Origin of the sequence: Ornithinimicrobium cryptoxanthini, from assembly GCF_023923205.1 — a bacterium.
In the GTDB taxonomy this organism is placed as follows: domain Bacteria; phylum Actinomycetota; class Actinomycetes; order Actinomycetales; family Dermatophilaceae; genus Ornithinicoccus; species Ornithinicoccus cryptoxanthini.
This window is the reverse complement of the sequence record NZ_CP099490.1, coordinates 3213202-3234641: the sequence shown is the minus strand read 5'-3', so window position 1 is coordinate 3234641 and position 21440 is coordinate 3213202. Positions and strand designations below refer to the sequence as shown.

Here is a 21440-nt window from a genome sequence, read left to right as displayed (position 1 = left end):
AACCTTTGTCCACTTCCTATGGTGGACAGCACATCACCAGCCCGGTCCCGGGCCCAACTTGGCCAACGACGCCCAGGAGTTCTCCATGACTTCGATGACGCAGTCCGCTCCCGCAGCAGTTGCTGCCGGTGAGCCGATCACCCTCCAGGGGGTGAACAAGACCTACTCCACCGCCTCTGGCCCGCTGCCCGTGCTGCGCGACGTGAACCTCGACATCGAGGCCGGAGAGTTCGTCGCCCTCGTCGGCCCCTCCGGGTGCGGCAAGTCCACTCTGCTCAAGCTCATCGCCGGTTTGATCCCGTTCGACAACGGACAGGTCCGCGTGGGCGACCAGGCCCCCAAGGAGGGCCGGCGCGACGTCGGCTTCATGCTGCAGCAGTCGGTCCTCATGCCGTGGCGCAGCGTCCGCGAGAACGTCGAGCTGCCGTTCGACCTGACCAAGGACAAGGGCCCGCACGTCGACCAGCGCGTTGACTATCTGCTCGAGCTCGTCGGCCTCGGTCACTCGGTGGACATGAACCCGTGGGAGCTGTCCGGCGGCATGCAGCAGCGAGTGGCGTTTGCCCGCACACTCGCGCTCGACCCGCAGGTCCTGCTCATGGACGAGCCGTTCGCGGCGCTGGACGAGTTCAAGCGCGAGCACCTCGGGCTCGAGGTCACCAAGATGCACGAGGACATGCGCAAGACCTCGATCCTGGTCACCCACTCCATCCCCGAGGCCGTCATGATGTCCGACCGCATCATCGCCCTGGGCGCCCGCCCCGGCCGGGTGGTCGGTGACATCAAGGTCACGCTGCCCCGCCCCCGCTCGGCCGCGATGATCAGCACCCCCGAGTTCCAGGACATCGCTCGCCAGGTCCGTGAGGCCCTGGCCGGAGAAGACGGGTCGATCGCATGACCACTACAACCACCACCACGCCGGGTCCCGCCCGGGCCGAGTCGGTGCCCGAGCCCTCCCGGCAGCGGACACCACTGCTGTCCCGCACCTGGGTCCGGGTGGCCCTGCCGGTCCTCGTGCTCGTCGCCGCGATCGGGCTCTGGGAGCTGGCCAGCATCAGCGGCTGGATCAACCCGATCACCGTCCCCTCGGCGTCGGACACCTTCGGCGCGATGGTCCAGCTGACCACCGAGAGCTACTTCTGGGAGGCCGCCTGGGTCACCCTGCAGGAGACGCTGTACGGGTTTGCGATCGGTGCCTCGCTCGGGCTGGCGATCGGAGCCCTGACCGGCACCTTCGCGGTCTTCCGGGTCGCGATCTGGCCGTTCGTCGTGGCCTTCCAGAACACCCCACGCATTGCGCTGGCCCCCATCTTCCTGACCTGGTTCGGCTTCGGCATGACGTCCAAGGTCGTCATGGCTGCGGTCATCTGCTTCTTCCCCGTGGTCATCAACACGGTGGCGGGGCTGGCCTCGGTCGATGACAACGCCCGGCTGCTCTTCCGCACCTATGGCGCCAGCACGCGCCAGACGTTCGTCCGGCTGACGCTGCCCACGGCCGCCCCGATCACCTTCGCCGGCATCAAGACGGCCCTGACCCTGGCGCTGTTGGGCGCCATCGTCGGTGAGTTCGTCGGTGCGTCCGAGGGCTTGGGCGTCCTGATCAACGAGTTCAACTTCCAGCTTGAGGTCGCGCTCGCCTTCGGCGTCGTGATGTATCTGGCGGTCATCGGTCTGATCCTCTATGGGCTCATCGAGCTCGTGGAGAAGAAGCTCATCACCTGGTCCAACTGATCGGCCGCCTCGATCCCTGCACCCCCGTGTTGGCCCCACTCATCCCAAGAAAGAAGTCCCCCATGTCCGTGTTCCGCAAGACAGTCGGTGCAGCCGTGGCTGCCTCCGCACTCCTCCTGGTCTCCGCCTGTGGCGGTGACACCGCCGATGGTGACAACACCGCCACCGCTGGCGGCAACGCCGCCGGTGATGCCGTCGAGATTCTCCTGCCGTTCCCGGAGGGTCTTCCGTTCGCACCACTCATCGTCGCGCGGGCCAACGGCTACTTCGACGACAACAACGTGACGGTCGAGACCTCTGTCGCGGACGGTTCGGGCTTCGTCACCCAGCAGCTCGTCTCGGGCAACGTCCAGTTCGCCCTCCTGGGCTCGGCAGACATCGCGGTCGCCGCCTCCAAGCGCGACGACGTGCGCGTGATCTTCTGCAACCAGGTCAACAACGTCTATCGGATCATGGCCACCGAGGAGTCCGGCGTGACCGACATCGCCGGCCTCGCCGGCAAGGCGATCGGCATCACCGAGCCCGGCGGTGGCGAGAACCAGTATGTCAACGCCGCCCTGGCGGACGCCGGGCTGGAGTCGCCCGGTGACATCAAGGTGCTTCCGATCGGCGCTGCCGGACCGCAGACGCTGGACGCGATCACCAAGGGCACGGTCCAGGCCTACTCGTCGTCGTTCCCCGACATCGCCTCGCTCACCGCCTCCGGTGTGTCGTGGGTCGACATCACCCCTGAGAAGTACTCCGCGGTCCCGGGCACCTGCATGGTGACCACCCAGGAGGTGCTCGACTCCGAGCAGGGCATGACCAACGCCAAGGGCATCGCCAAGGCCTGGGTCGATGGTCAGTACTTCGCGCTCGAGAACGAGCAGGAGGCCTTCGACATGATCTGTGAGGAGCACCCGGAGGCCTGTGCCAACCCGGATGCCGCCCAGGCGCTCTATGACGAGGCGCTCAACGTGATCCGTCCCGACACCGACGACCAGCGCCCCGGTGAGGTCGCCATGTCAGCCTGGGAGACCGTGGTGGAGATCCTCTCCGCCTCCGAGGTGGTCCCGGCCGACCTCGACCTGACGCCCGTCGTCAGCGGCGAGAGCATCGACGAGGTTGTCGAGTTCGCCTACTCGGACCACTGACCAGGCCGTGACCACCGTGCCCGCCGCCCTCGCCGCGCGTCTTTCTCGAGAGCATGACTCCGGGACCCTCCTGGTCTCCGGCAGCCTGCCCGAGCTGCGCGACGCGGGGGTGGCGTGGCAGGTCCAGCGGGCCGGCGAGCGACAGCGCCTGGCGGCCGGCGCCGTCCTGACGGGGTGGAAGGTGGGCTATGCCTCCGAGGCCCTGCGACACGAGATGGGCATCAGCACGCCGAACTACGGACCGCTGTATGCCGACATGGTCCGCTGCAGCGGCGCACCGGTCGGTCCGGGGCTGGCCCAGCCCCGGGTCGAGCCGGAAGTCGCCCTGGTCATGGCCGCAGAGGTGGATCCGCGCCAGCTGGCGAAGCTGTCCGAGGCGGAGGGTCACCGTGCCCTGTCCGAGGCGGTCGCGGAGGTGCGGTGCGCCCTGGAGGTGGTCGATAGTGTGTGGGCCTGGTATTCCTTCACCTGGGAGGAGAACACGGCAGATGGCTCGTCGGCGGCGCGCGTCGTCCTGGGAGACCCGATCCCAGCCTCGGCCGACCTGGCCACCATCGGCATCACGATCCGCGAGGTGGATGCCCACGGCAACGCCACGACATACACCGGGTCCTCCGGCGCAGCCATGGGCCACCCCTTGTCCTCGCTGCGGTGGCTGGCCGGCGCTCTCGCCGAAGAAGGTCGGTCGCTGCGGGCCGGTGACATCGTGCTGACCGGGGGCCTGACGCCCACCCTCCCGCTCGCCGCGGGCGCGACGGTGAGCGCCCAGTTCGACAGCTCTGGTTGGGCGGGACACGTGGAGGTCAGCCGATGAGTGAGGAACCCACCCGGACCGGCATGCTGCAGCGGACCTTCGACATCCTTGGGGCGTTCCGCCCCAACGACGTGTCGGTGCCTCCCGCACAGCTGGCCCGTCGCGCGGGGCTGTCCAAGGCCACCGGTCACCGGATCATCCAGGAGATGCTGGCCCTGGGGATGCTGGAAAAGACTGACTCCGGGGTGCGCCTGGGGCTGCGGATGTTTGAGATCGGCCAGCTGGTGCCCCTGCAGCGCAACCTGCGTCGGGCCGCGCTGCCCTTCATGTCCGACCTGCGCGAGGCGACCAAGGCGACGGTGCACCTCGCGGTCCTGGACGGCACGGACGTGCTCTATGTCGAGATCATGCAGCGCGCCGACAATCTGCCCTCGCGGGTGGGCGGACGACTGCCGGCTTATGCGACCGGCGTGGGCAAGGCGATGCTCGCCTACTCCCCGAGGTATGTCGTGGACCGGGTCCTCGAGCAGCCGCTGCGACCGCTGGCGCCCAACACGATCACCAACCCCGACGAGCTGCGCAAGGAGCTGAGCACGATCCGGCGGACGGGCGTCGCCTATGACCGCGAGGAGGCGACCGTCGGGCTGGTCTGTGCCGCGGCGCCGATCCTGAGCCTGGACGGTGCCGTGATCGGCGGCCTGTCCGTCTCGCACCATGTCGGGTCGATCAGCCCGCAACGGGTCGCGCCGGCCGTGCACATCGCCGCGCTCGGCCTGGGGCGGACCCTGAACCGCAACCTGGAGTTCCGCCGCGATGAGTCGCGGACCCGAGACGACAACGACGAAGGAGCCTGACGTGACCGTCGCCCCTGCCCCCGAGATCACGCCGGATGCCGGCTCGATGGTGTCTGTGGGCGGTGTCGACACCTGGGTGCATGACCTAGGGGCGGGTGCTCCCGTCATGCTGTTGCACGGCTCCGGTCCCGGTGTCAGCGCCTTCGCGAACTGGCGCCTGACGATGCCGGCGCTGGTCGCTGCCGGGAACCGGGTGATCGCCCCGGACCAGCTGGGTTTTGGCCAGACCGTCCCGCCCGCCGGGCATGACTACGGGTTGGACTCCTGGGTGGAGCACGCGATCGGCGTGCTGGATGCGCTGGGGCTCGAGCGCGTCGGACTGGTCGGCAACTCGTTCGGCGGGGCGGTGGCCCTCGCGCTGGCCAGCCGGCACCCGGAGCGGGTCGAGCGCCTGGTCCTGATGGGCTCGGTCGGGGTGGAGTTCGAGCTGACGCCGGGCCTGGACGCGGTGTGGGGCTATGAGCCGTCGGTCGAGGCGATGCACGAGCTGCTGCGGATCTTTGCCTATGACCAGTCCCTGGTCAGCGGCGACCTGGCCAAGATCCGCTATGAGGCGTCGATCGCCGACGGGGCGCAGGATCGGTTCGGTGCGATGTTCCCGGCGCCGCGCCAGCGGTGGGTGACGGCGATGGCCACCCCTGAGGAGCAGATCAGAGCGGTCAGCCAGCCGGCGCTGATCGTGCACGGTCGTGACGACCAGGTGATCCCCCTCGAGACGAGCTTGCGGCTGCACCAGCTGCTGGACGACTCGGAGCTGCACGTCTTTGGTCGCTGTGGCCACTGGACGCAGATCGAGCGCACGGCGCAGTTCAACGCGCTGCTCACCCGCTTCTTTGCGCAGACTTCCTGACGGCTCCCAGACCTGCGTGACGGGTCGGCTCACGCGCTGCGCAGCACCGCCACGAGGAAGTCCGAGTCGTCCGTGAAAGGGCGCAGGTCCCAGGTGGAGAGCAGCAGGTCAGCGTGCAGGCCGGCGGCGGCGGCGTCGTCGAGGAACTCGGCGAACGGATAGCCGCGCCCGGCGCCGAAGCCGGTCACGAGCCGGCCGCCCTGGGCCAGGTGGGCCCGGAGCCGCTTGAGCGCATCGCGTCGGGTGCGCGGCGCCAGGAACGCCATCACGTTGCCCGCACTGACGATCACGTCAAACGGCTCGGGTATGCCGAGGGCCGGCAGGTCCACGTCCGCCAGGTCGGCGACCAGCCAGGTCGGGCCGGGGTGGTCCTGCTCCGCGGCGGCGATGAGCACCGGGTCGAGGTCGACGCCCACGACGGTGTGCCCCAGCCGGTGCAGGTGCCCGCCGGTCCGCCCCGGCCCACACCCGGCGTCGAGGATCCGCGCCGTGCGTCCGGCCATGGCGTCGACCAGCCGTGCCTCGCCGACCAGGTCGGCACCGTCGGCGGCCAGCTGACGGAACCGGTCGACATACCTGCTGGAGTGCTGGGGGTCTGCGGCGACCTGGCGCAGCCACCTGTTCGTCTCGACCACGCCACCAGACTAGGGCGCGGGTCTGACGCTGCGCCGCCCGGTCCGATGCGCGGAGTCAGTGCTGGTGGGTCTGGAAGAAGCGCACCATCGCTGCCGAGGCGTCCGGGCCCGTCGGGTCGGTGTAGGAGCCGCCGGCCGGGCCGCCCGACCAGGCGTGGGCCATGCCGTGGACCACCCACTGCTCGAGCAACACCTGGTTGTCCTCACCCGTGCTCTGGCGGTGCACCGTGAAGCTCCGTCCGCCGGTCACCGCGCCGCGCTCGGTCTCGGGGGTGGCGTCGAGCCCGAACTGGTCGGCCAGCCTGGTCGAGTTGGCGATGGCGACCGTGGGGTCGGCATCGCCATGGAAGGTGATCGCCGGAACGGGCTGCGCCAGACGACGAGCCGGACCGGGGGAGCGCATCGCGGTGAAGGCAGAGGCCACGTCGTGCGCCGCACCCGCGGCCAGACCGGAGTGGATCCCCACCGCTGCCACCAGGTCGGGGTGCGTGCTGGCCAGCACCGCCGCCATCGCGGCGCCGGCCGAGAAGCCGGCCACATAGATCCGCGCGGGATCGACGCCCTCTGACTGCACCAGCTCGGCGATGAGACTGGCGATGATCGCCGGCTCACCACTGGTGCGTTGCTGGTCGGAGAACCAGTTCCAGTAGCGCATCGGGTTGGCGGCGGTGGTCTGCTCCGGATAGGCGACGAGGAAGCCGTGCTCGTCCGCGATCGTGTCCATGCCGGTCGAGCGGGCAAACGTGGCGCCGTCCTGGGTGCCGCCGTGGAGCATCACGATCAGCGGTCGGGTGGAGGCGGTGGTGCGGGGCACATAGAGGCGATAGGGGCGTTTCCCCGCGGGGCCGCGGTGCACGCCGGTGCGGACGGATCCCGCGGGCGCAGCCGATGCTGCTGTGCGGGGGAGTCGAGCTCCCCCAGGGGCGCGCTGGAGCGTCGGGCGACCGCTGCGGAGCCGCCGCGACAGACTCGGCGTGGAGGCGGGGGACGCCACCGGGCTAGGGCTGCCCAGGTTGCGCTGGATCAGCGCGGTGGCGTCCGTGAGCCGGCCGGCCCGCACGAGTCGGGTGGCCTCGGCCATCGCGGAGTCTGAACCGGGCAGGGAGTAGCCAGGGTTTCGGGGCATGGTGTCGGTGTCCGTTCGGTCGTTAGGCGGTGCGGGGTCGGAGCGCGGTCTTGACGGCGGGACTGGCGCGGAAGGCGCCGAGCACCTCGACGTGACTGATGGTGGCCAGGGCGAGCTCGGGCGTGACGTCAGGGGCGATCGTCGCCAGGCCCAGGACTCGGAGCTCGAGCTGCTCGCCCGCCTCCTGCGCCGCCTCGAGCTCTGCCCTGCCGAGGTGGCAGGTGCCGAGCACCAGCGACTTGCGGGTGACGGTCTGGTTCACCGCCTGCGTCCGGCCGGCCAGCTCGGTGCGGATCGCAGTGCGGATGAAGTCGGTGCGGTTGCTGAAGAATCCCTCGGCGACCAGCAGGTCGATCTGCCCGAGGTCGACCAGTCCGAGATTGATGGTGATCTTCTCGGCCTTGTCGACCTCGCGTGGTGCGGCCATTGGTGAGCTCCTGTCATGGGTGCATTCAGGAGACTACTCCATAGGCCATCCAAACGCCATCCAGGTGGATGGTCACCGCCGCAGACGAGCCGTCAGCTCCGCCGTCAGGCGCCGCAGCCGCCTGCGCCGCAGGCGCACCCGCCGATCCCCCCGCTGCCGCACCCGTCGGTGTCCACCGCGGCCGAGGCTGCGGCGAGCTGCTGAGGTGTGAGCGGCTCGACACCCAGGCGCTGGCCCAGGACCGCGAAGACCTCGACCAGCTTGCCCACGTGCCACCGCGGTTCGTCCTGCTCGTGTCGCTCCACCTGCGCACCGGTGAGCTGACCAGCAAGCCAGCTGGCGTGGCCGGCCGGGCTGACGGAGGAGTCCGTGCCCCACCAGACATCGACGGGGCAGCGCACCTCCGCCGGGTCGACGCCCCACGGCTCCTGCGCCTCGATGAGGTCCAGGACGATGCCTTCGGCGCCGCCGAGGGCGCCCAGGCCCAGCTCCAGCTGGTCCCGCAGGAAGACTGGGTCCTGCAGGGCGAGGGCGTGCAGCATCCGCTGCTGCTCCTCCATGTCGCGCACCCACTCGTGCTGCGGCATGCCGGGACTATCGGCATCGGAAGCATTTGGCGCCAGGGGCCAGACCAGGGTCAGGGCACTGACCCGGTCGGGGTGCAGCGCGGCGGTCGCCAGCGCGGCCGGGGTCCCTCCGCCGCCGGCGAAAAGGCCGACCGGGCCGACGACGCCCACCTGGTCAAGGACTTCGAGCACGTCCCCGGCCAGCTCTCGGGCGGACCGGGACTCCCCGGCGGGGCTCTGCCCGTAGCCCGGGCGGTCATAGGTGACCACGCGCAGGCCCAGTGCGTGCAGGGCGTCGCGCGCAGGTGTCCCGCTGAAGCGCGACCCCGGCGTGCCGTGCAGGGCGAGGACCGGCACGCCGTCTGGCGCGCCCTGGACGCGATAGGCCAGGCCGGAGGGGGTCACGAGGTCGGAGGTGGTGGTGCTCACGATCTGAGTGTCTCAGAGGGGCTGCGCCACCACCGCCTAGCCCCGGGACGCGTGCGGTGGCGCCGCGCGCCAGCCGACGCTAGCGGATCAACTCGCCGCAGCCAGTTGCAGGGGCACTGCAGGGACGACACCCTCGAGCACGGCCTCATCGACGACGGCCTCACACTGCTCCTCGCTCATCCGCAGGCACCCGACCAGCTCGGAGACCAACGGCCGCCTGGCGTCGCGCAGCAGGTCGCGCTCACCCAGCGACAGACCACGCTCCTCACGGCGCCGGATCAGGTCGCGCACGACCCCGGCGATGGTCAGGACGTCTCCGGTGCGCAAGCGCTGGACCTCGTCCTTGATCCGTCGAGCCCACTGCTTCTCCTGGACTGCGTCGGGGGCGGTGAGCACGCCGAACAGGTCATCCAGCTCTTCGCGGGACATCGGCTCCCGGACTCCCACCTCTTCGATGCTGCCGAGCGGCACGGCGATGGACAGGTTGCTGCCCTCGACCTCCAGCCGTAGGTAGCTCAAGGAGCGGCCGCGCAGTTCCCTCTCGGTGAAGCCGACGACTCGGGCGGGACCGTGGTGGGGGTGGACGACAACCTGATCGGGAACGAACTGCATGTGTGATCGAGCCTCACTAACAAGCGGGAGCGGACTCCCGCCCCACGAGAGGCGTCCACCACCCGGCACGGTGTGGGGAGCGCGAAGGGAGACAGTCACCGGGTGGTGACGCCCGCCCTCCGCGGGACCTGCAGACTCCATTATCCCACGTCGTGGCCCTGCAGTCCGGGCATGAGATGGGTCACATCGGCATCCGTATCCTCATGAACCTACGCGTGGCCGGGCTGACCGACCACGCGGCGCTACGGCTGCAACTGGGGGAGCCCTGAGCCCCTTGCCGCGGTCGAGGCGATTGGCAGAATGCGCACTGTCTCCAGGCGCCTGACGCCGGGTTTACCTCACCGGGTTTCCCTTACTTGAGGATTGCGGTCATCCGAATCGATACGCGGACGCCAGGCAGCGCCGGGCCTAACCGCGGCGTGTTGCGCGCCGGCGGGTCCGTCGTGAACACGGACGCGTACACCTCGTTCATCCCCTGGAAGTCATCCGGATCTGCCAGCAGCACGGTGACGTCGACGACATCGTCAGCAGTCCCGCCAGCAGCCTCGACGACGGCGAGGCAGTTCGCAAGCGCTTTCAGCGTTTGCTCTTGGATCGTCTCGCCGGCGAGCTTCCCGGTCGTCGCGTCGATGCCAACCATGCCTGATACGAAGACGTGGTCACCGGCCTTGACGCCCTGGCTCCACATTGGAGAGGACGGCGCTTGGTCGGTGTGGACGACCTCCCGAGGCATGAAGCGGAGTCTATCCTTCAGCGCGCGTTCCCGAGCGGACGAGGCCGGGGCGGGTATGACGTCGAGGCACTTCACAAGCGTTCCCGAGCCGCACGACCGTCGAGCGTGCGCTGAACGACGACCGTCATGATGGCTGACGTGTTGATCAGAGACGTGCCCGAAGCGGTGTTGGCGCGCGTCGACGCGCGCGCCGCTCGATTGGGCCTATCCCGGGTGGAGTACATCCGCCGACGTCTCGCTGCGGACGCGGCCAGCGAGGGTTCGCCGGTGTCTGTTGGCGACCTGCGGGCCTTCGCCAACCGGTTTGCTGACCTCGCCGATCCCGAAGTGATGGAGTCGGTGTGGCAGTGAGCGAGTGGCTCATTGACAAGTTGGCACTGGTGCGCCTGGCCGACAGTCCCGATGCCCAGGAGTGGGCAGGTCGGATCCACCGAGGCCTGGTGCGCGTCACTAACGTCACCAGGCTGGAGATCGGCTACTCCGCACGGAACGAGGATGACGCCCGGTCGTTGTTTGCCGCCCTTCCAGTGGCGGCAATGCCGGTGGAGTACCTGACTCCCACGATCGAGGACCGGGCACTTCAAGTGCAGCTCCTCCTGGCCGGGAGGGGCTTGCGCCGAGCACCCTCGATCCCGGACCTTTTCATCGCCGCTGCCGCAGAACTGGCCGGACTCAGCGTGCTTCACCTGGACAAGGAGTTCGACCTCATCGCCAGCATCACCGGTCAGCGTGCCGAACGACTCCACGTGTGAGAGCCCCTACAGCCCGCCGCACGCACTCTTCAGCCACGCGCCCTTCCGCCGCCACGGGTGCGCCACATCGCCGGCGTTCGGGCTGGCGCCTCTGGCCGCCGCCGATTTCGAGGCTGGGGCGACCGTCCGTGCGGGCACTCCCGGGCGGGGAGTGGGGACAGCAGTAGTCTGCGAGGATGAGGCGGTCGCTGACATTACTGCCCGGTGCCGTTCTGGTGCTCATCGGCTTGCTCTGGACGGGCCAGGGTCTGGGGTGGATCGGGGGCAGTCCCATGACCGGAGTGACACTGTGGGCGGTGCTCGGTCCGCTGGCCGCGCTAGTCGGGATGGTGCTCCTCGTCCGCGGCGCTCGACGGGTCGGAGGCAACGGACGATAGGGCGAACCTGTGGCGGAGTACCCGGAGACCCTGCAGCTGACACAGCGTGGCTCTCATTCCTCCCCGCGAGTAACGTTCCACCGCGCATCAATCCGCCAGCCTACGCCCAGGTCCGGTCGCTGCCCGATCAGTAGAGCGACCAGGCGGCGCGCAAGGGCTACCCATCGGAGTTTTCCAGGCGAGTCATTCGCGAGGAGCTGGCATATCCCGAACACCAGCACGACTGAAGGGCGTGGACCTCTCGGTCCACGCCTCTCAGAGTGATGCTGCTGTTGGCAGGTGAGGTCAGGCGACGGTCGGGACCTGGGCGATCGCGGAGATGTCGAACTCGAGCTTGACCTTCTCGCTCACTAGGACGCCGCCAGTCTCGAGCGTCGTGTTGAAGTTGAGGTTCCAGTCGGTTCGGTCGATCGTCGTGGCGCCCTCGAACCCGATGCGGGTGTTGCCGTAAGGGTCCTTGGCCGATCCGGTCTCCTCGAAGTCGATTGTGACGGGCTTGCTGACACCGTTGATGGTGAGGTCGCCGGTGATGGCCCACTCGGAACCGTCGCGCTTCACGTTGGTGGAGGTGAAGCTGATCGTCGGGTGGTTCTCGATGTCGAAGAAGTCGGGGGTCTTGAGGTGGCCATCGCGCTGCTCGTTGCCCGTGGTGACGGATGCTGCCTGGATGCTCACCTCAACCTTGGAGTTGGCCGGGGTCGTGGTGTCGATGTGGGCCGATCCCTCGAAGTCCTCGAAGTTGCCGCGAACCTTCGTGACCATCGCGTGGCGGGCGGAGAAGCCCAGGCGGGTGTGGCTCGGGTCGAGCACGTAGTCGCCGGCGAGGTCCGAGACGAAGCTCGTGCCTGGCTCGGAGACGACGGTCGCTGCTTCGGTGGTGGTCTTCTTGGAGCGGTTGAACAGGCCCATGTTGTGTCCTTCGCGTCAGTTGGTTGTTCTTTCAATCAATACAATGACAGAAAATAGTTGTCATGTCAAGTATCCCTTGCCTCTGACCGCTCGGAACCGCCACTCAGCTGTTCCATGCACACCTCTGCCGGCACCAGGCCACCCCGAGCGCCATCGCGACTGACCACGGCGGGGTCTGACGGTCCGCCGCGGCCGGGCAGACCGGACGTACATGGGTTGGACTACAAGCCCCATCTGCAGTCGGAAGAGTTCGCCCCGCTGGCCGAGCGCCTCCGCGACATCTAACAGGGCGGCGTGGCACCGTGCACGTTGGACGAGTTGCTCGAACTGGTCATTGACCATCAACAGCGGCGGGTGATCTATCTGACGTCACGCTCATCCTGGGACTGACCGGGCTGCGGTTCGGTGAACTGCGAGGTTGGGCATCAAGACGATCGCCTCCTGGCTCGGACACACCTCCACGAAGCTCACGCTCGACACCCACGGCAACCTGATGGGACCGACGCCGAACGGGCCGCAATCGACCGGATCAACCGGACGCTCGGGAACCAATCAGGCAACAATCCGGGCTCGTCATCAGGTCTGCACTCGACCACGGAGACCGTGCAATGACGCTGACCTGCAGAAATACAGTGTGCCCCGGCAGGATTCGAACCTGCGACACCCGCTTTAGGAGAGCGTCCCCCGCGGGACTCCGAGGCGAGCTTTAGGTGAACCCGCAGGTCACGACGTTGGACGGCGTGGTTCATGATGGATGGTTGTGGTGATCCGCAGTCGGTCATGGACCATCTACGTACCAAAGGTTGAGTGCCCGTGCGCCGGGGTGGACACCTCTCCCCGGACGCAAGCCTTCCCACTACGGGTGGCGTAGGCGCCGGTACCCGGGCACTAGCAGGCGGGGTGCCAACTCGGGCCAGCGCAGGGCGTGCTCGATGTTCATCTCCACCTCGACCAGCAGGTCGCCGCCCAGTCCGGGCTGCTCATCGTCGTACCAGCGTCTGGCCTCGCGTAGTTCGTTCATGGCCTCCGGCTCAAAGAGAACCTGGAGTGTCACGACTTGAGCTGCTTGCGCAGCTCCTCCCAGGGAATACCGGTTGTCGTCCCTGCCTCGATGTCGGCCAGCCGACGGCTGAGCTCGATGCTCCACTCCGCGGCGACCACGTCGGGATCGTCGGCAGGATCGCCCAGGGTGGCGATGAGACGGTGGGCGAGTTCAGCACGGTCGCTCTCGGGCAGGGTCAGGGCGGCCTCGAAAACGTCACCGGTCGAAGTCATGGTTCCCAGCCTACGGCGACCAGTGCCCTCAGCGGAGACGCTGAGGTCCTGAGTGCCTCGACCGTCCCGATGCCATGGGAGTGATTGCGACTCCCGCTAGCGTCCGCTTGGCAGCTCACACTGGCCCTTGGCAGCAACCTGCAAGAGCCGCCTCGGTCACAGCGTGCGGCGACCGTCCCCCAGCTCAGCGTGCCCGGCGCACGGCAGCGCGAGACTGCGTCTCGCAGAACTCGGTAGTCGCCTCTCTACAACGGTGGGCGTCCGCGTCATTGCGCCCAGAATGGGCTACCACGAGCGCGGCTCAGTCCCCACCCCGGGAGTCGCGCACCAGAGGGTCGTGACATCACTCAACCGCCGAATTGAGGCTGTCGGCTTCGTCGCCGCGTTTGGGGACATTCATGTCGTGCCTAGTCCTGCAACTGTCAGGTCATTCGCGGGCTAGTTGGCTGAGGTCGAAGGAACTCGGTGATCGAGTTCTCCGGGAGCCCGGTGATGCCGGGGTCGGCCGCGATGAGGTCGGTAGCAGGGAAGAGGGAGTCGGACGTGGCAGACTTATGAGACACTCCACGGAATTGTGGGCTACACATCTGATCATGGTGACGAATATCGGAGGAGGGGCCATGACCTTAGCGTCCGTTCGGGTGGGGCTTCTAGCCCTGATGCTCGGCATACTCGTGGCGTGTTCCGGGGAGTCACCGACTGGGCCGCAGGAACCCACTAACCAGCCTGCAGCACCGCAGACCGGACAGCCCCGTGAGACGGACAGCGCTCTCCTAACGTCGGTGACGAGGGAAGATGTGCTGCAACTCCTGTGGGAGGAGCGAGGGCTGGAGGGGCCGCCTGAGCAGATTGACCTCATCCGCGAGGTCTCCGATGCGGAGTACATGCCGGTCCAGGCGGAGTGCCTGACCGCGGTCGGATTCCCGCCTCAGGTCAGTGGCGACTCCTACACCTGGCAGGTCCCGGCGGCACAGTCAGACGCCTTTACCCTGGCCGACTACCGCTGCGCGGCGCAGTACCCACGGCTCCTCGCCTACTCACAGCCATACACCGACCAACAGATGACTCTCATCTACAACTGGGTCGCCAACCAGACCGTTCCCTGCTACGCCGGGCGGGGTCACCACGTGAGCGGGATGCCGACCCTTGAGTCCTTTCTGGAGCACTACCGCGCAACCCAGACCTGGTGGCTGCCCCAGGACGGGATGGACCCGATCACGTTCGAGGAGCAGGAAGCACTGGAGTCGGTGTGCCCGCGGCTGCCACCCCAGGACGTGCTCTTCGGGGAGTGACTGGGCGCCACGTAGTTTCAGCCGCGCACGTCAAGGTCTCGACCACCGGCGGTTCGGCGAGCAGGAGTGCCACCGCTGCAGCCGCGCCCGCATCTGCGGGTTGTGCTAGACGCGCAACTGGTCCTTGTCCCCGATGCTACCGACGAGGTCGAAAACGGGCTCCTGCCCTCCGCACCACACGCGACGCCGAGCGCGTGGCTTCGACATCAGTTCGCCCCCCCCACTGGTCGATGCTCAGCCCATCCGCGCACTAGATCCAACCCGACCTTGCATCCCTGCATCGTCCTCGCTGGCCGCACTGTACTGCCGCGCTCAGTGACGGTGAATTTCCATCCCCTCCGTGCTGGACGGTTCTTCCATCAGTGAGGCAAGGTGCTCGTTGCCCTCCGTAGTCACGGGGTGGGCGAACTGAGCGCCACTCGCCGTGCGGTCTTTGACGCGGGCAGAGGCCACTTCGATGGAAGCGGTCAACGTGTGCAACAGGACCGGTGCGCCGATTGCTGACGCCCGCTCGACGGCCCAGCTGCGACGAGCCTGTGACCAGCTGTTCCAGTCCAAAACGACGTCAACACCGGCCAGCAGGACTTGCTCGGCGATCGTCCAGATCACCTCACGTACCTCAGCTGCCTTCTCGCCATAATCGGCGGACTCAAAGTGGAGGCCGGGGTGCAGACGCAGCATCCATTCGTCGAGGGTGAAGCGAACGCCGCGACCACCGCTGCTGAGCTCGCGAGCGAGAATGGTCTTGCCCGAGCCGGCGAAGCCATAGAAGAGATGCACGCGTCCAACAGCCATGCCGAGAACCCTAAGAGGCTGGACGCCAGACGCACTACTTTGCCGCGGGTCGCTCGTTCGCTCCGTCGCTCCGGATGCGCGTCAATCCGCCGCGACTGGACGCGCCTATCTACAGCGCTGCGGGCCTTACGCGACCTTGTTGGCGTAACGCTGGCGAGCTGCCTCGCCGGTGGTGCCGACGAGAGAACCGATCGCAGACCAGGGCATGCCGGATTTTCGAGCAGCACGGACTGCCTCGAGCAGGTGACGCTCAGCCTGGGATCGCTCCGCGATCGCGGAGCGCAGCAGCGAGACGGCGGCGGCGTCCAGCTCATGGTCGGGGTCCGGCTCGTAAGACTCGAATCGCGCGGCGAGCTCGTCGGCGTGGGCCAGGATCTCTTCTACGGTGCGTGGCATCTTCATCACCTCAGGAACTTCTTGCGGGCCAACATGGCATGGACAATGACGTGGGTCTGCTCGCCGTCGACGTAGCCGACCTCAAGGAAGATCGCGGCCTGGTTCGGGCCCACGATCAGGGTGAACCCTTCGCCCAGGTCCCAGACCCGGACAGGGTTGCGGTAGGCGTGAAGGATGCCGTCTTTGTCCAGTCCATGCTTGAGCGCGGAAGGGGCGATGATCGGCTCGTCCAACACTCTTCCAAGTTATCTTGCCTGGGCTAGTCGGTCAATGGCCCCTCAACTATGGTCGATGAGCCGCGCTGGGCTGGGCTGGTGCAACCCGCGCGGGGGCCGCGTCACACCGCCGCGTACCGCCCGCACTGTCTTCCTTTTGCGGTCAGGCTGGTCTGTTCAATTCGTGCTCGACGGCGCGTCGGATCCATGCCGAGACTGACCGGTCGTCGGCGTCGGCGCGGCGCTTGACTTCGGCGAGCAGCTCGGGCGGGAACCGAACTGCGATCGGCGTGGTCAGTCGCTTGCTGCGGCGACGCGGCGGGCCCTGCGGCTCCTGGTTGGTCGGCTGGGCGTAAAAGTCGTACTCCTGATCTGGCGTCCTTGGTTCAGTAGTCATCGCGGTCCCTCCGGTAGGTAGTGGCGAGGCCCGAAGATGCCTCGTAGCAGCCGATAGGTCGGCATCTGGCGGGATCGCCAGATCGTGAAGGTGCGAGTGGCACGATCAGGACCCTTCCTCCGACTTCGGCCACCATCAGCCAGTGGGCCGGTGGTTTCGCGGGGTAGAAGAGCGGATCACTCGCCCAAACGTCGAGCACATCCTCGACACCAAGATGCGGATGCTTGAACAGGTGCGCGGCCTGCGCCTCGATCTCGAACGGGTCGGCTTCGTCGAGCCGGTCGAGGTCGAGGAGTTCAGCCACGCCACGAGTGTATAACAAACGACTACGGGCTGGAAGCCTTCTCTGGTGTCAACCCACATCGCATGGTGAGTGCGTCACTTCGCCGCGTGGAGGACGCGGTAGGGCCAGCCCCCGTCGGTGGTGCCGATCGTTTAGACCCCAGGGACGGAGTCGCCCGGTACGCTCGTTGCATGAGCGTGGTTACGGCCGAGAGCGTTTCGCTGCGTGCAGCGATCGCGGCGCATCGTGATGCCATGGACCTCATCCTGCGGCGATACCGGGCTGTCAATCCCCGCCTCTTCGGCTCTGTTGCACGCGGCGATGCAACTGCCGACAGCGACATCGACCTGCTAGTAGACCTGCTGCCGAGCGGTGGGAACGATCTGCTGCGCGTGGCCGGCGTCGCCGAAGAACTGAGCCAACTCCTAGAGTCAAGGGTCGACGTGGTGGCGGCATCGCTGTTGCGTGATGAGGTGTCGTCCAGTGCTCTGGTTGATGCGGTGCCGGTGTGACCCCGATCTGAACAAGAACGGTTCGCCGACATCCGCCAGGCGATCCAGCGTTGCCTGGACTACAAGCCCCATCTTGCAGTCGATGAGTTCGCCTCGCTGGCCTATGCCGCTGTCCTGCGCAATCTCGTACTCATCCGCCGTGCGGCGAACCGCAAGGATCGTGACTCCATCCAAGGCTCAGGACATAGCCACCCTGGGCTTGTCGTGCGCGGCATGGCATGGCTAGCTGGACTGTCGAGCACGTACCACTCACAGACCAGAGCGGTTGTAGGGCTCACCTCTGCGCGGTCGCTGAGAAGGTCGTACTTGCTGTGACGTGCGGGCATGGGAGTGTTGATGCCGGTTGCCCGGGCCGTTGATACCCGCTCCTAGACCAGCGCAAACGTTGTCCGAGCCACACGGGAGCGAGTCGTTACCCACCGCGAAAGCGGTGCTCGTCCACCCAGAGGGACAAGCCTGATAAGCGGCTGACCCGCACAAATGTGCCCCCGGCAGGATTCGAACCTGCGACACCCGCTTTAGGAGAGCGGTGCTCTATCCCCTGAGCTACGAGGGCGGGGCGTTGAGGTCAACACCGGTCGACCTCAGGCCCATCCCGTGGTGGGCCACTGGGAGAGGCTACCGGACCGGACTGGTGGCTGGCGCCTGGCGGGAACCAGCCTCGTCACTGGTTAACCTGGCACGGTGAAGCAACCAGTCGACGCCCCGGGGTCCCGCGTCGGCCAAGAGACCCTGTCCGTCCTCGAGTCCGCGCAGGCGATCTGGCGGGGGGAGCTTGCCGAGCTCGGCGGTCGCAACGGCCTGTTGTGGCACCGCGAGATGCCCACCGGCACCCTCGACCTGACCGTGGCGCACCCCGGCGGCGTCGCCAAGCTGCTGGCTGGTCACAGCACCTTGCTCTCCGAGCTCGTGCGTGAGTCCGTCGCCCTGGCTGAGACCCGTCGCCGGCTGACCGCGATCCGAGCCAAGGCCCTCGAGCTGCAGCGTGAGCACGGGCTGAGCGTCCTCTTCCTCGCGGTCGGGATGGCCTCCTGGCACTTGCCTCGGGCACCGATCCCTCCTCGTGCGCCTGTGCTGCTCCGGGGAGCGCGGATCCGTCCGACCGATGCGACGCGTCAGGACTATGTGCTCCGGCTCGACTCGGACGTCGTGTTCAACCCGGCCCTAGAGCACTACCTGCGTGGCGAGCGGGGGATCGAGCTGGACGGTCAGGAGCTTGCGCGTGGCAGCTCGGGACGGCACGGGTTTGACCCACGGCCGACGTATGACGCACTGGAGCAGGCCTGCGAGGGCATCCCCGAGTTCGGGATCGGACCGCAGCTCGTCCTCAGCACCTATCCGCTCGCCAAGCTGCCGCTGGTGGCTGAGCTGTCTGGGCCTGTGGAGCGACTGGCTCAGCGCCCTCTGGTCGTCTCTCTCGCAACCAGGTTGGCATCACAGGATGCCCCTGAGGCTTCCACTACACCGACGCAGTTCGGGTCGGCGGAAGCAGGGGCCACCCGCGTCGCGGCATACGACGACAGCACCGTGCTGGAGGCGGACCGGTCCCAGCGCGAGGTGCTTGACCGCCTCGACTCCGGGAGCTCGCTCGTCCTGGATGCCGAGCCCGGCACGGGGCGCACCCAGACCATCGTCAACGCCGTCGCTCGTCGACTCGCTAACGGGGGGACGGTCCTCGTCGCAGCAGAGCACCGCCAGTCCCTCGAGGACGTCCACCAGCAGCTGCGGTCTCTTGGCATGGGCGACCTGGTGCTGGACGTCCGGGAGTCGCCTGCCGCAGCTCGCCGTGCCGCCGCCGAACTTGTCGACGACCTGGACCGGGCGCGTCACTCCGCGCTGGCCACGGGCGAGGAGGACGCGGTTAGGGCCCAGGACGAGGACGCGGGTGGGGCCCGGGACGTGGAAGCCGGTGGGGCCGAGGACGTGGACCGCGCGGCGACCGAGAGCCGGACCCCCGGCGACCCGCTCGCCGTGCTGCAGCGCCATGAGGACTACCTGCACGGCGTGCGTGAGCCGTGGGGGGTCACGCTCGCCGAGACGCAGGATGTGCTGACCCGGCTCGCGGGTCTGGAGCAGCCGCCCGCCTCCCACGTCCGGCTCGAGCGTGATGTCCTCACCCAGCTCACCACTGACGCGATGGGTGAGGTCCGGGACGCGCTCACCCGCGCAGTGTCCGCAGGTGCTTGGGTGCGCCGCGGCGAGGATCCCTGGTTCGGGGCGCAGATCACCTCACCCGAGGACGCAGACCGCGCGGCGACGATCGTCAGCGACCTGGTGACCGGCAGGTTCACGTCCGCCCGGGAGGAGGTCAACGCTCTGTGCGACAAGGTTGGCCTGCCGCCACCGGTCAACATCCAGCAGTGGTCCCGGACCTTCGACCTGCTGCGACGCGTGCGGGACACCCTGGACGTCTTCACCCCGCAGGTCTATGAGGCGCCCCTAGACGAGCTGGTCCAGGCGAGGACGAAGCACCCCCGTGGCAGCGCGGACAAGCTCCCGGCGATGGCGCGCAGCCGGTTGCGTCGCCAGGCGCGCAGCCTGCTGCGCCCCGGCACCCCGCCCCCGGATCTCGCGGATCGCCTCACCCATGCGCGCGAGGAGCGCGCGGAGTGGGAGTCCCTCGCGGGTCGAGCCGCCCGGCCGAGCACACCGCGTGGGTGGGAGGAGGCCGCGCAGGAGTATGCCGAGCTGCACGGGCAGCTCTCCTGGCTCGCCGAGGTCCTGGAGCCCGTTGCGGCCGGCCGGGATCTTGAGACGACTCACCTGGACCTGCTCCTCGAGCGGCTGATCCGCCTGGACGCCCGCGCCGACCGCCTGCCGGTCGTGGCCGCGGTCCACGCCGACCTGCAGCCACTGCGCGATCGCGGTCTTGGCCTGCTGGTCGATGACCTGGCACGCCGCGGGGTTGCCGCCGAGCACGTCGAGGCCGAGGCGGACCTGGTCTTCTGGGCATCCCTGCACGACCAGGTCGCCGCTGGGGAGGGACAGACGACTAGCGCCGAGCTGCGGTCAGCCCTCACCGAGCTCGAGACCCTGGGGCGGGAGGGGCTGGAGGCCGCCCGGGCGGCTGTGCTTGAGGCAGCTCGGCAGCGGGTTGCCGTGGCGGTGGCCCGGCACGAGGAGCAGGAGGAGGCACTGCGGTCGGTCGTGGATGCCGGACCGCCGCTGCGCATGACGGATCTCTTCGAGGCGGCTCCGGACCTGATCCGGGTGCTGCGGCCGTGCTGGCTGGCCAGCACCCTGACCATCCCGGCGACCGTGCCCGTGGGCACCACGGTCGACCTGCTGGTGATCGACGAGGCACAGCGCGTGCCGCTGGCCCATGCTGTCCCGGCGCTGACCAGAGCCGAGCAGGTGCTGGTCGTCGGCGACTCCGGCGGCCTGCCCGCCACCATGCTGACGACAGTGGTGGACGAGCGGGCCAGACCTCGGCAGGACGTGTCAGACTCGGTGCTGGCTGCGGCCGCGGCGGTGCTGCCGGCCGCGAGCCTGGCCAACCACTATCGGGCGCTGGACCAGCGGATGCTGCCCCGACGCGCGGGCTCCACGGTCGCAGGCTTCCCGGGCGTGCGGCTGCCCTCGCGGGTGACCCATGTGGAGGCAACGGACCTCGAGGCCTTGATCGGCACCGTCGTTGACGTGGTCCTCGACCACGGCCAACGCACGCCGGACCACTCGCTCGGCGTCGTGGTCGACGACATCGCCATCGTCGAGGCTCTCGAGCACGCGCTGCGGGACCGGGCCGGAGCCGCAGACGTGGCCGGCGCCTTCCGGGAGGACGTCAGCGAGCCGTTTCTGCTCAGCACGGTCGAGTCTGCGGCGGGCGATGTCCGTGATCGGATGATCGTGGTGCTGACCGGACGAGCAGACCTCGACGCCGCCTGGGCCGGCGCTGCCCTGGGGTCGGCGCGCAGATCAGTGGTGGTGGTCAGCGACGGACCGCTCGAGGGCCTGCCCGACTCTCCAGGCCGCACGATGGTGCGCGAGACGATCGCGGCGGCACGATCTGAGGTGGGCCGCGAGAGTGCAGCAGCACCGGCGCTGATCGCCGACCTGGCAACCCGGCTGCGCGCGGAGGGACTGACGGTCCGCTGCGACTTCGGTGAGGGACCGCACCGGATCGAGCTCGTCGTGGATGACCCGGATGAACCTGAGCGTCCCCTGTTGGCCATCGACACCGACGCCCTGCCCGCGCGGGACGGACTCGACCCGGACCGCCTCCGCACCCGCAGCACCCAGCTGCGACGGCTGGGCTGGACGCCCGTGCGGGTCTGGACCACCGACGTCTTCCGCGACCCCGCCCGAGAGGTGGCCCGCCTCGTCGACGTTGCCCGCCGGGCCGCTCAGGCGCGCGGGCGATGACCACGTCACGTGCTGGTGGGCGATG

At 68.3% G+C, this 21440-nt stretch carries 26 protein-coding genes and 2 tRNA genes; 12 read left to right on the top strand and 16 right to left on the bottom strand.

Annotated elements, in window-relative coordinates:
* Window positions 1-85 precede the first annotated feature (85 nt).
* From NF557_RS14845 to NF557_RS14820, 6 genes are all read left to right on the top strand, one after another.
* Window positions 86-898 (top strand): ABC transporter ATP-binding protein, encoded by an 813-nt coding sequence (locus tag NF557_RS14845; RefSeq protein ID WP_252620376.1) that lies wholly within the window; start codon window positions 86-88, stop codon window positions 896-898.
* A complete protein-coding gene (locus tag NF557_RS14840; RefSeq protein WP_252620374.1) occupies window positions 895-1731 on the top strand; it encodes an ABC transporter permease in 837 nt (278 codons plus the stop codon). The genes NF557_RS14845 and NF557_RS14840 overlap by 4 nt, the downstream gene beginning before the upstream one ends.
* A 62-nt stretch (window positions 1732-1793) precedes the next feature.
* Window positions 1794-2864: an ABC transporter substrate-binding protein gene (locus NF557_RS14835; protein ID WP_252620372.1), complete on the top strand. Its 1071-nt coding sequence runs from the start codon at window positions 1794-1796 to the stop codon at window positions 2862-2864.
* Between the two features lie 7 nt (window positions 2865-2871).
* On the top strand, window positions 2872-3678 hold the full coding sequence (locus tag NF557_RS14830) for a 2-keto-4-pentenoate hydratase (RefSeq protein WP_252620370.1): 807 nt from the start codon (window positions 2872-2874) through the stop codon (window positions 3676-3678).
* Complete coding sequence (locus NF557_RS14825; RefSeq protein ID WP_252620368.1) at window positions 3675-4472, top strand: IclR family transcriptional regulator; 798 nt, start codon at window positions 3675-3677, stop codon at window positions 4470-4472. The genes NF557_RS14830 and NF557_RS14825 overlap by 4 nt, the downstream gene beginning before the upstream one ends.
* 1 nt (window position 4473) lies before the next feature.
* A complete protein-coding gene (locus NF557_RS14820) occupies window positions 4474-5322 on the top strand; it encodes an alpha/beta fold hydrolase (RefSeq protein ID WP_280923966.1) in 849 nt (282 codons plus the stop codon).
* Window positions 5323-5351: 29 nt separating this feature from the next.
* Here the strand turns inward: NF557_RS14820 and NF557_RS14815 are convergent, their stop codons facing one another.
* The 6 genes from NF557_RS14815 to NF557_RS14790 all read right to left on the bottom strand — a co-directional run bounded on the left by NF557_RS14815 (window position 5352) and on the right by NF557_RS14790 (window position 9850).
* Window positions 5352-5957 (bottom strand): class I SAM-dependent methyltransferase, encoded by a 606-nt coding sequence (locus tag NF557_RS14815; RefSeq protein WP_252620366.1) that lies wholly within the window; start codon window positions 5955-5957, stop codon window positions 5352-5354.
* A 55-nt stretch (window positions 5958-6012) separates the two neighbouring features.
* Window positions 6013-7083 (bottom strand): extracellular catalytic domain type 1 short-chain-length polyhydroxyalkanoate depolymerase, encoded by a 1071-nt coding sequence (locus NF557_RS14810; RefSeq protein WP_252620364.1) that lies wholly within the window; start codon window positions 7081-7083, stop codon window positions 6013-6015.
* Between the two features lie 22 nt (window positions 7084-7105).
* Window positions 7106-7510, bottom strand: a complete 405-nt coding sequence (locus NF557_RS14805; RefSeq protein WP_252620363.1) for a hypothetical protein — start codon at window positions 7508-7510, stop codon at window positions 7106-7108.
* A 104-nt stretch (window positions 7511-7614) separates the two neighbouring features.
* The gene (locus NF557_RS14800) at window positions 7615-8505 is read right to left on the bottom strand and encodes an alpha/beta fold hydrolase (protein WP_252620361.1); all 891 of its coding nucleotides are present in this window, start codon (window positions 8503-8505) and stop codon (window positions 7615-7617) included.
* Between the two features lie 87 nt (window positions 8506-8592).
* The gene (locus tag NF557_RS14795) at window positions 8593-9117 is read right to left on the bottom strand and encodes a CarD family transcriptional regulator (protein WP_252620359.1); all 525 of its coding nucleotides are present in this window, start codon (window positions 9115-9117) and stop codon (window positions 8593-8595) included.
* Between the two features lie 352 nt (window positions 9118-9469).
* The gene (locus NF557_RS14790) at window positions 9470-9850 is read right to left on the bottom strand and encodes a RidA family protein (protein ID WP_252620358.1); all 381 of its coding nucleotides are present in this window, start codon (window positions 9848-9850) and stop codon (window positions 9470-9472) included.
* 126 nt (window positions 9851-9976) lie between these two features.
* Between NF557_RS14790 and vapB the strand changes: the two genes are divergently transcribed.
* From vapB to NF557_RS14775, 3 genes are all read left to right on the top strand, one after another.
* On the top strand, window positions 9977-10201 hold the full coding sequence (gene vapB / locus NF557_RS17635; protein WP_280923965.1) for a type II toxin-antitoxin system VapB family antitoxin: 225 nt from the start codon (window positions 9977-9979) through the stop codon (window positions 10199-10201).
* Entirely contained in the window at window positions 10192-10602 is a 411-nt protein-coding gene (locus NF557_RS14780) for a PIN domain nuclease (protein WP_252620353.1), read from the top strand. The genes vapB and NF557_RS14780 overlap by 10 nt, the downstream gene beginning before the upstream one ends.
* Before the next feature lie 176 nt (window positions 10603-10778).
* Complete coding sequence (locus NF557_RS14775) at window positions 10779-10979, top strand: hypothetical protein (RefSeq protein ID WP_252620351.1); 201 nt, start codon at window positions 10779-10781, stop codon at window positions 10977-10979.
* 285 nt (window positions 10980-11264) lie between these two features.
* Here the strand turns inward: NF557_RS14775 and NF557_RS14770 are convergent, their stop codons facing one another.
* The 4 genes from NF557_RS14770 to NF557_RS14755 form a co-directional block, all read right to left on the bottom strand.
* Window positions 11265-11888: a YceI family protein gene (locus NF557_RS14770; RefSeq protein ID WP_252620350.1), complete on the bottom strand. Its 624-nt coding sequence runs from the start codon at window positions 11886-11888 to the stop codon at window positions 11265-11267.
* Between the two features lie 634 nt (window positions 11889-12522).
* Window positions 12523-12590, bottom strand: a tRNA-Arg gene (locus tag NF557_RS14765).
* Between the two features lie 154 nt (window positions 12591-12744).
* Complete coding sequence (locus NF557_RS14760) at window positions 12745-12942, bottom strand: hypothetical protein (protein ID WP_252620348.1); 198 nt, start codon at window positions 12940-12942, stop codon at window positions 12745-12747.
* Window positions 12939-13163 (bottom strand): addiction module protein, encoded by a 225-nt coding sequence (locus NF557_RS14755; protein ID WP_252620347.1) that lies wholly within the window; start codon window positions 13161-13163, stop codon window positions 12939-12941. Before NF557_RS14755 ends, NF557_RS14760 begins: the two co-directional genes overlap by 4 nt.
* A 782-nt stretch (window positions 13164-13945) precedes the next feature.
* Here NF557_RS14755 and NF557_RS14750 point away from each other — a divergent pair.
* Window positions 13946-14455, top strand: a complete 510-nt coding sequence (locus NF557_RS14750) for a hypothetical protein (protein ID WP_252620345.1) — start codon at window positions 13946-13948, stop codon at window positions 14453-14455.
* A 312-nt stretch (window positions 14456-14767) separates the two neighbouring features.
* Here NF557_RS14750 and NF557_RS14745 read toward each other — a convergent pair whose 3' ends face one another.
* The 5 genes from NF557_RS14745 to NF557_RS14725 all read right to left on the bottom strand — a co-directional run bounded on the left by NF557_RS14745 (window position 14768) and on the right by NF557_RS14725 (window position 16562).
* Window positions 14768-15250, bottom strand: coding sequence for a P-loop nucleotide/nucleoside kinase family protein (locus NF557_RS14745; protein ID WP_252620343.1), 483 nt, complete (start codon window positions 15248-15250; stop codon window positions 14768-14770).
* Between the two features lie 126 nt (window positions 15251-15376).
* Complete coding sequence (locus NF557_RS14740; RefSeq protein ID WP_252620341.1) at window positions 15377-15646, bottom strand: hypothetical protein; 270 nt, start codon at window positions 15644-15646, stop codon at window positions 15377-15379.
* A gap of 5 nt (window positions 15647-15651) precedes the next feature.
* On the bottom strand, window positions 15652-15882 hold the full coding sequence (locus tag NF557_RS14735) for a hypothetical protein (protein WP_252620340.1): 231 nt from the start codon (window positions 15880-15882) through the stop codon (window positions 15652-15654).
* 142 nt (window positions 15883-16024) lie between these two features.
* Window positions 16025-16258 carry a YlcI/YnfO family protein gene (locus NF557_RS14730; protein WP_252620338.1) on the bottom strand — a complete coding sequence of 78 codons (234 nt, stop codon included), beginning with the start codon at window positions 16256-16258 and terminating at the stop codon, window positions 16025-16027.
* A complete protein-coding gene (locus NF557_RS14725; RefSeq protein WP_252620337.1) occupies window positions 16248-16562 on the bottom strand; it encodes a hypothetical protein in 315 nt (104 codons plus the stop codon). Before NF557_RS14725 ends, NF557_RS14730 begins: the two co-directional genes overlap by 11 nt.
* A gap of 170 nt (window positions 16563-16732) precedes the next feature.
* Here NF557_RS14725 and NF557_RS14720 point away from each other — a divergent pair, with 170 nt between their 5' ends.
* On the top strand, window positions 16733-17053 hold the full coding sequence (locus NF557_RS14720) for a nucleotidyltransferase family protein (RefSeq protein WP_252620335.1): 321 nt from the start codon (window positions 16733-16735) through the stop codon (window positions 17051-17053).
* Between the two features lie 483 nt (window positions 17054-17536).
* On the opposite strand, the gene NF557_RS14715 is transcribed toward NF557_RS14720, so the two are convergent.
* Window positions 17537-17609 (bottom strand) — tRNA-Arg (locus tag NF557_RS14715).
* A 128-nt stretch (window positions 17610-17737) separates the two neighbouring features.
* On the opposite strand from NF557_RS14715, the gene NF557_RS14710 reads away from it, so the two are divergent.
* Window positions 17738-21415 carry a DUF4011 domain-containing protein gene (locus NF557_RS14710; protein WP_252620333.1) on the top strand — a complete coding sequence of 1226 codons (3678 nt, stop codon included), beginning with the start codon at window positions 17738-17740 and terminating at the stop codon, window positions 21413-21415.
* Window positions 21416-21440: the final 25 nt, after the last annotated feature.

What these genes read in the sequence shown, in the direction of transcription:
- NF557_RS14840 (WP_252620374.1), top strand. Translation starts at nt 895, where the DNA reads ATGACCACTACAACCACCACCACGCCGGGTCCCGCCCGGGCCGAGTCG.
- NF557_RS14810 (WP_252620364.1), bottom strand. Translation starts at nt 7,083, where the DNA reads ATGCCCCGAAACCCTGGCTACTCCCTGCCCGGTTCAGACTCCGCGATG.
- NF557_RS14775 (WP_252620351.1), top strand. Translation starts at nt 10,779, where the DNA reads ATGAGGCGGTCGCTGACATTACTGCCCGGTGCCGTTCTGGTGCTCATC.
- NF557_RS14740 (WP_252620341.1), bottom strand. Translation starts at nt 15,646, where the DNA reads ATGCCACGCACCGTAGAAGAGATCCTGGCCCACGCCGACGAGCTCGCC.
- NF557_RS14745 (WP_252620343.1), bottom strand. Translation starts at nt 15,250, where the DNA reads ATGGCTGTTGGACGCGTGCATCTCTTCTATGGCTTCGCCGGCTCGGGC.
- NF557_RS14770 (WP_252620350.1), bottom strand. Translation starts at nt 11,888, where the DNA reads ATGGGCCTGTTCAACCGCTCCAAGAAGACCACCACCGAAGCAGCGACC.
- NF557_RS14790 (WP_252620358.1), bottom strand. Translation starts at nt 9,850, where the DNA reads ATGCCTCGGGAGGTCGTCCACACCGACCAAGCGCCGTCCTCTCCAATG.
- vapB (WP_280923965.1), top strand. Translation starts at nt 9,977, where the DNA reads ATGATGGCTGACGTGTTGATCAGAGACGTGCCCGAAGCGGTGTTGGCG.
- NF557_RS14755 (WP_252620347.1), bottom strand. Translation starts at nt 13,163, where the DNA reads ATGACTTCGACCGGTGACGTTTTCGAGGCCGCCCTGACCCTGCCCGAG.
- NF557_RS14805 (WP_252620363.1), bottom strand. Translation starts at nt 7,510, where the DNA reads ATGGCCGCACCACGCGAGGTCGACAAGGCCGAGAAGATCACCATCAAT.
- NF557_RS14835 (WP_252620372.1), top strand. Translation starts at nt 1,794, where the DNA reads ATGTCCGTGTTCCGCAAGACAGTCGGTGCAGCCGTGGCTGCCTCCGCA.
- NF557_RS14825 (WP_252620368.1), top strand. Translation starts at nt 3,675, where the DNA reads ATGAGTGAGGAACCCACCCGGACCGGCATGCTGCAGCGGACCTTCGAC.
- NF557_RS14795 (WP_252620359.1), bottom strand. Translation starts at nt 9,117, where the DNA reads ATGCAGTTCGTTCCCGATCAGGTTGTCGTCCACCCCCACCACGGTCCC.
- NF557_RS14720 (WP_252620335.1), top strand. Translation starts at nt 16,733, where the DNA reads ATGAGCGTGGTTACGGCCGAGAGCGTTTCGCTGCGTGCAGCGATCGCG.
- NF557_RS14845 (WP_252620376.1), top strand. Translation starts at nt 86, where the DNA reads ATGACTTCGATGACGCAGTCCGCTCCCGCAGCAGTTGCTGCCGGTGAG.
- NF557_RS14730 (WP_252620338.1), bottom strand. Translation starts at nt 16,258, where the DNA reads ATGACTACTGAACCAAGGACGCCAGATCAGGAGTACGACTTTTACGCC.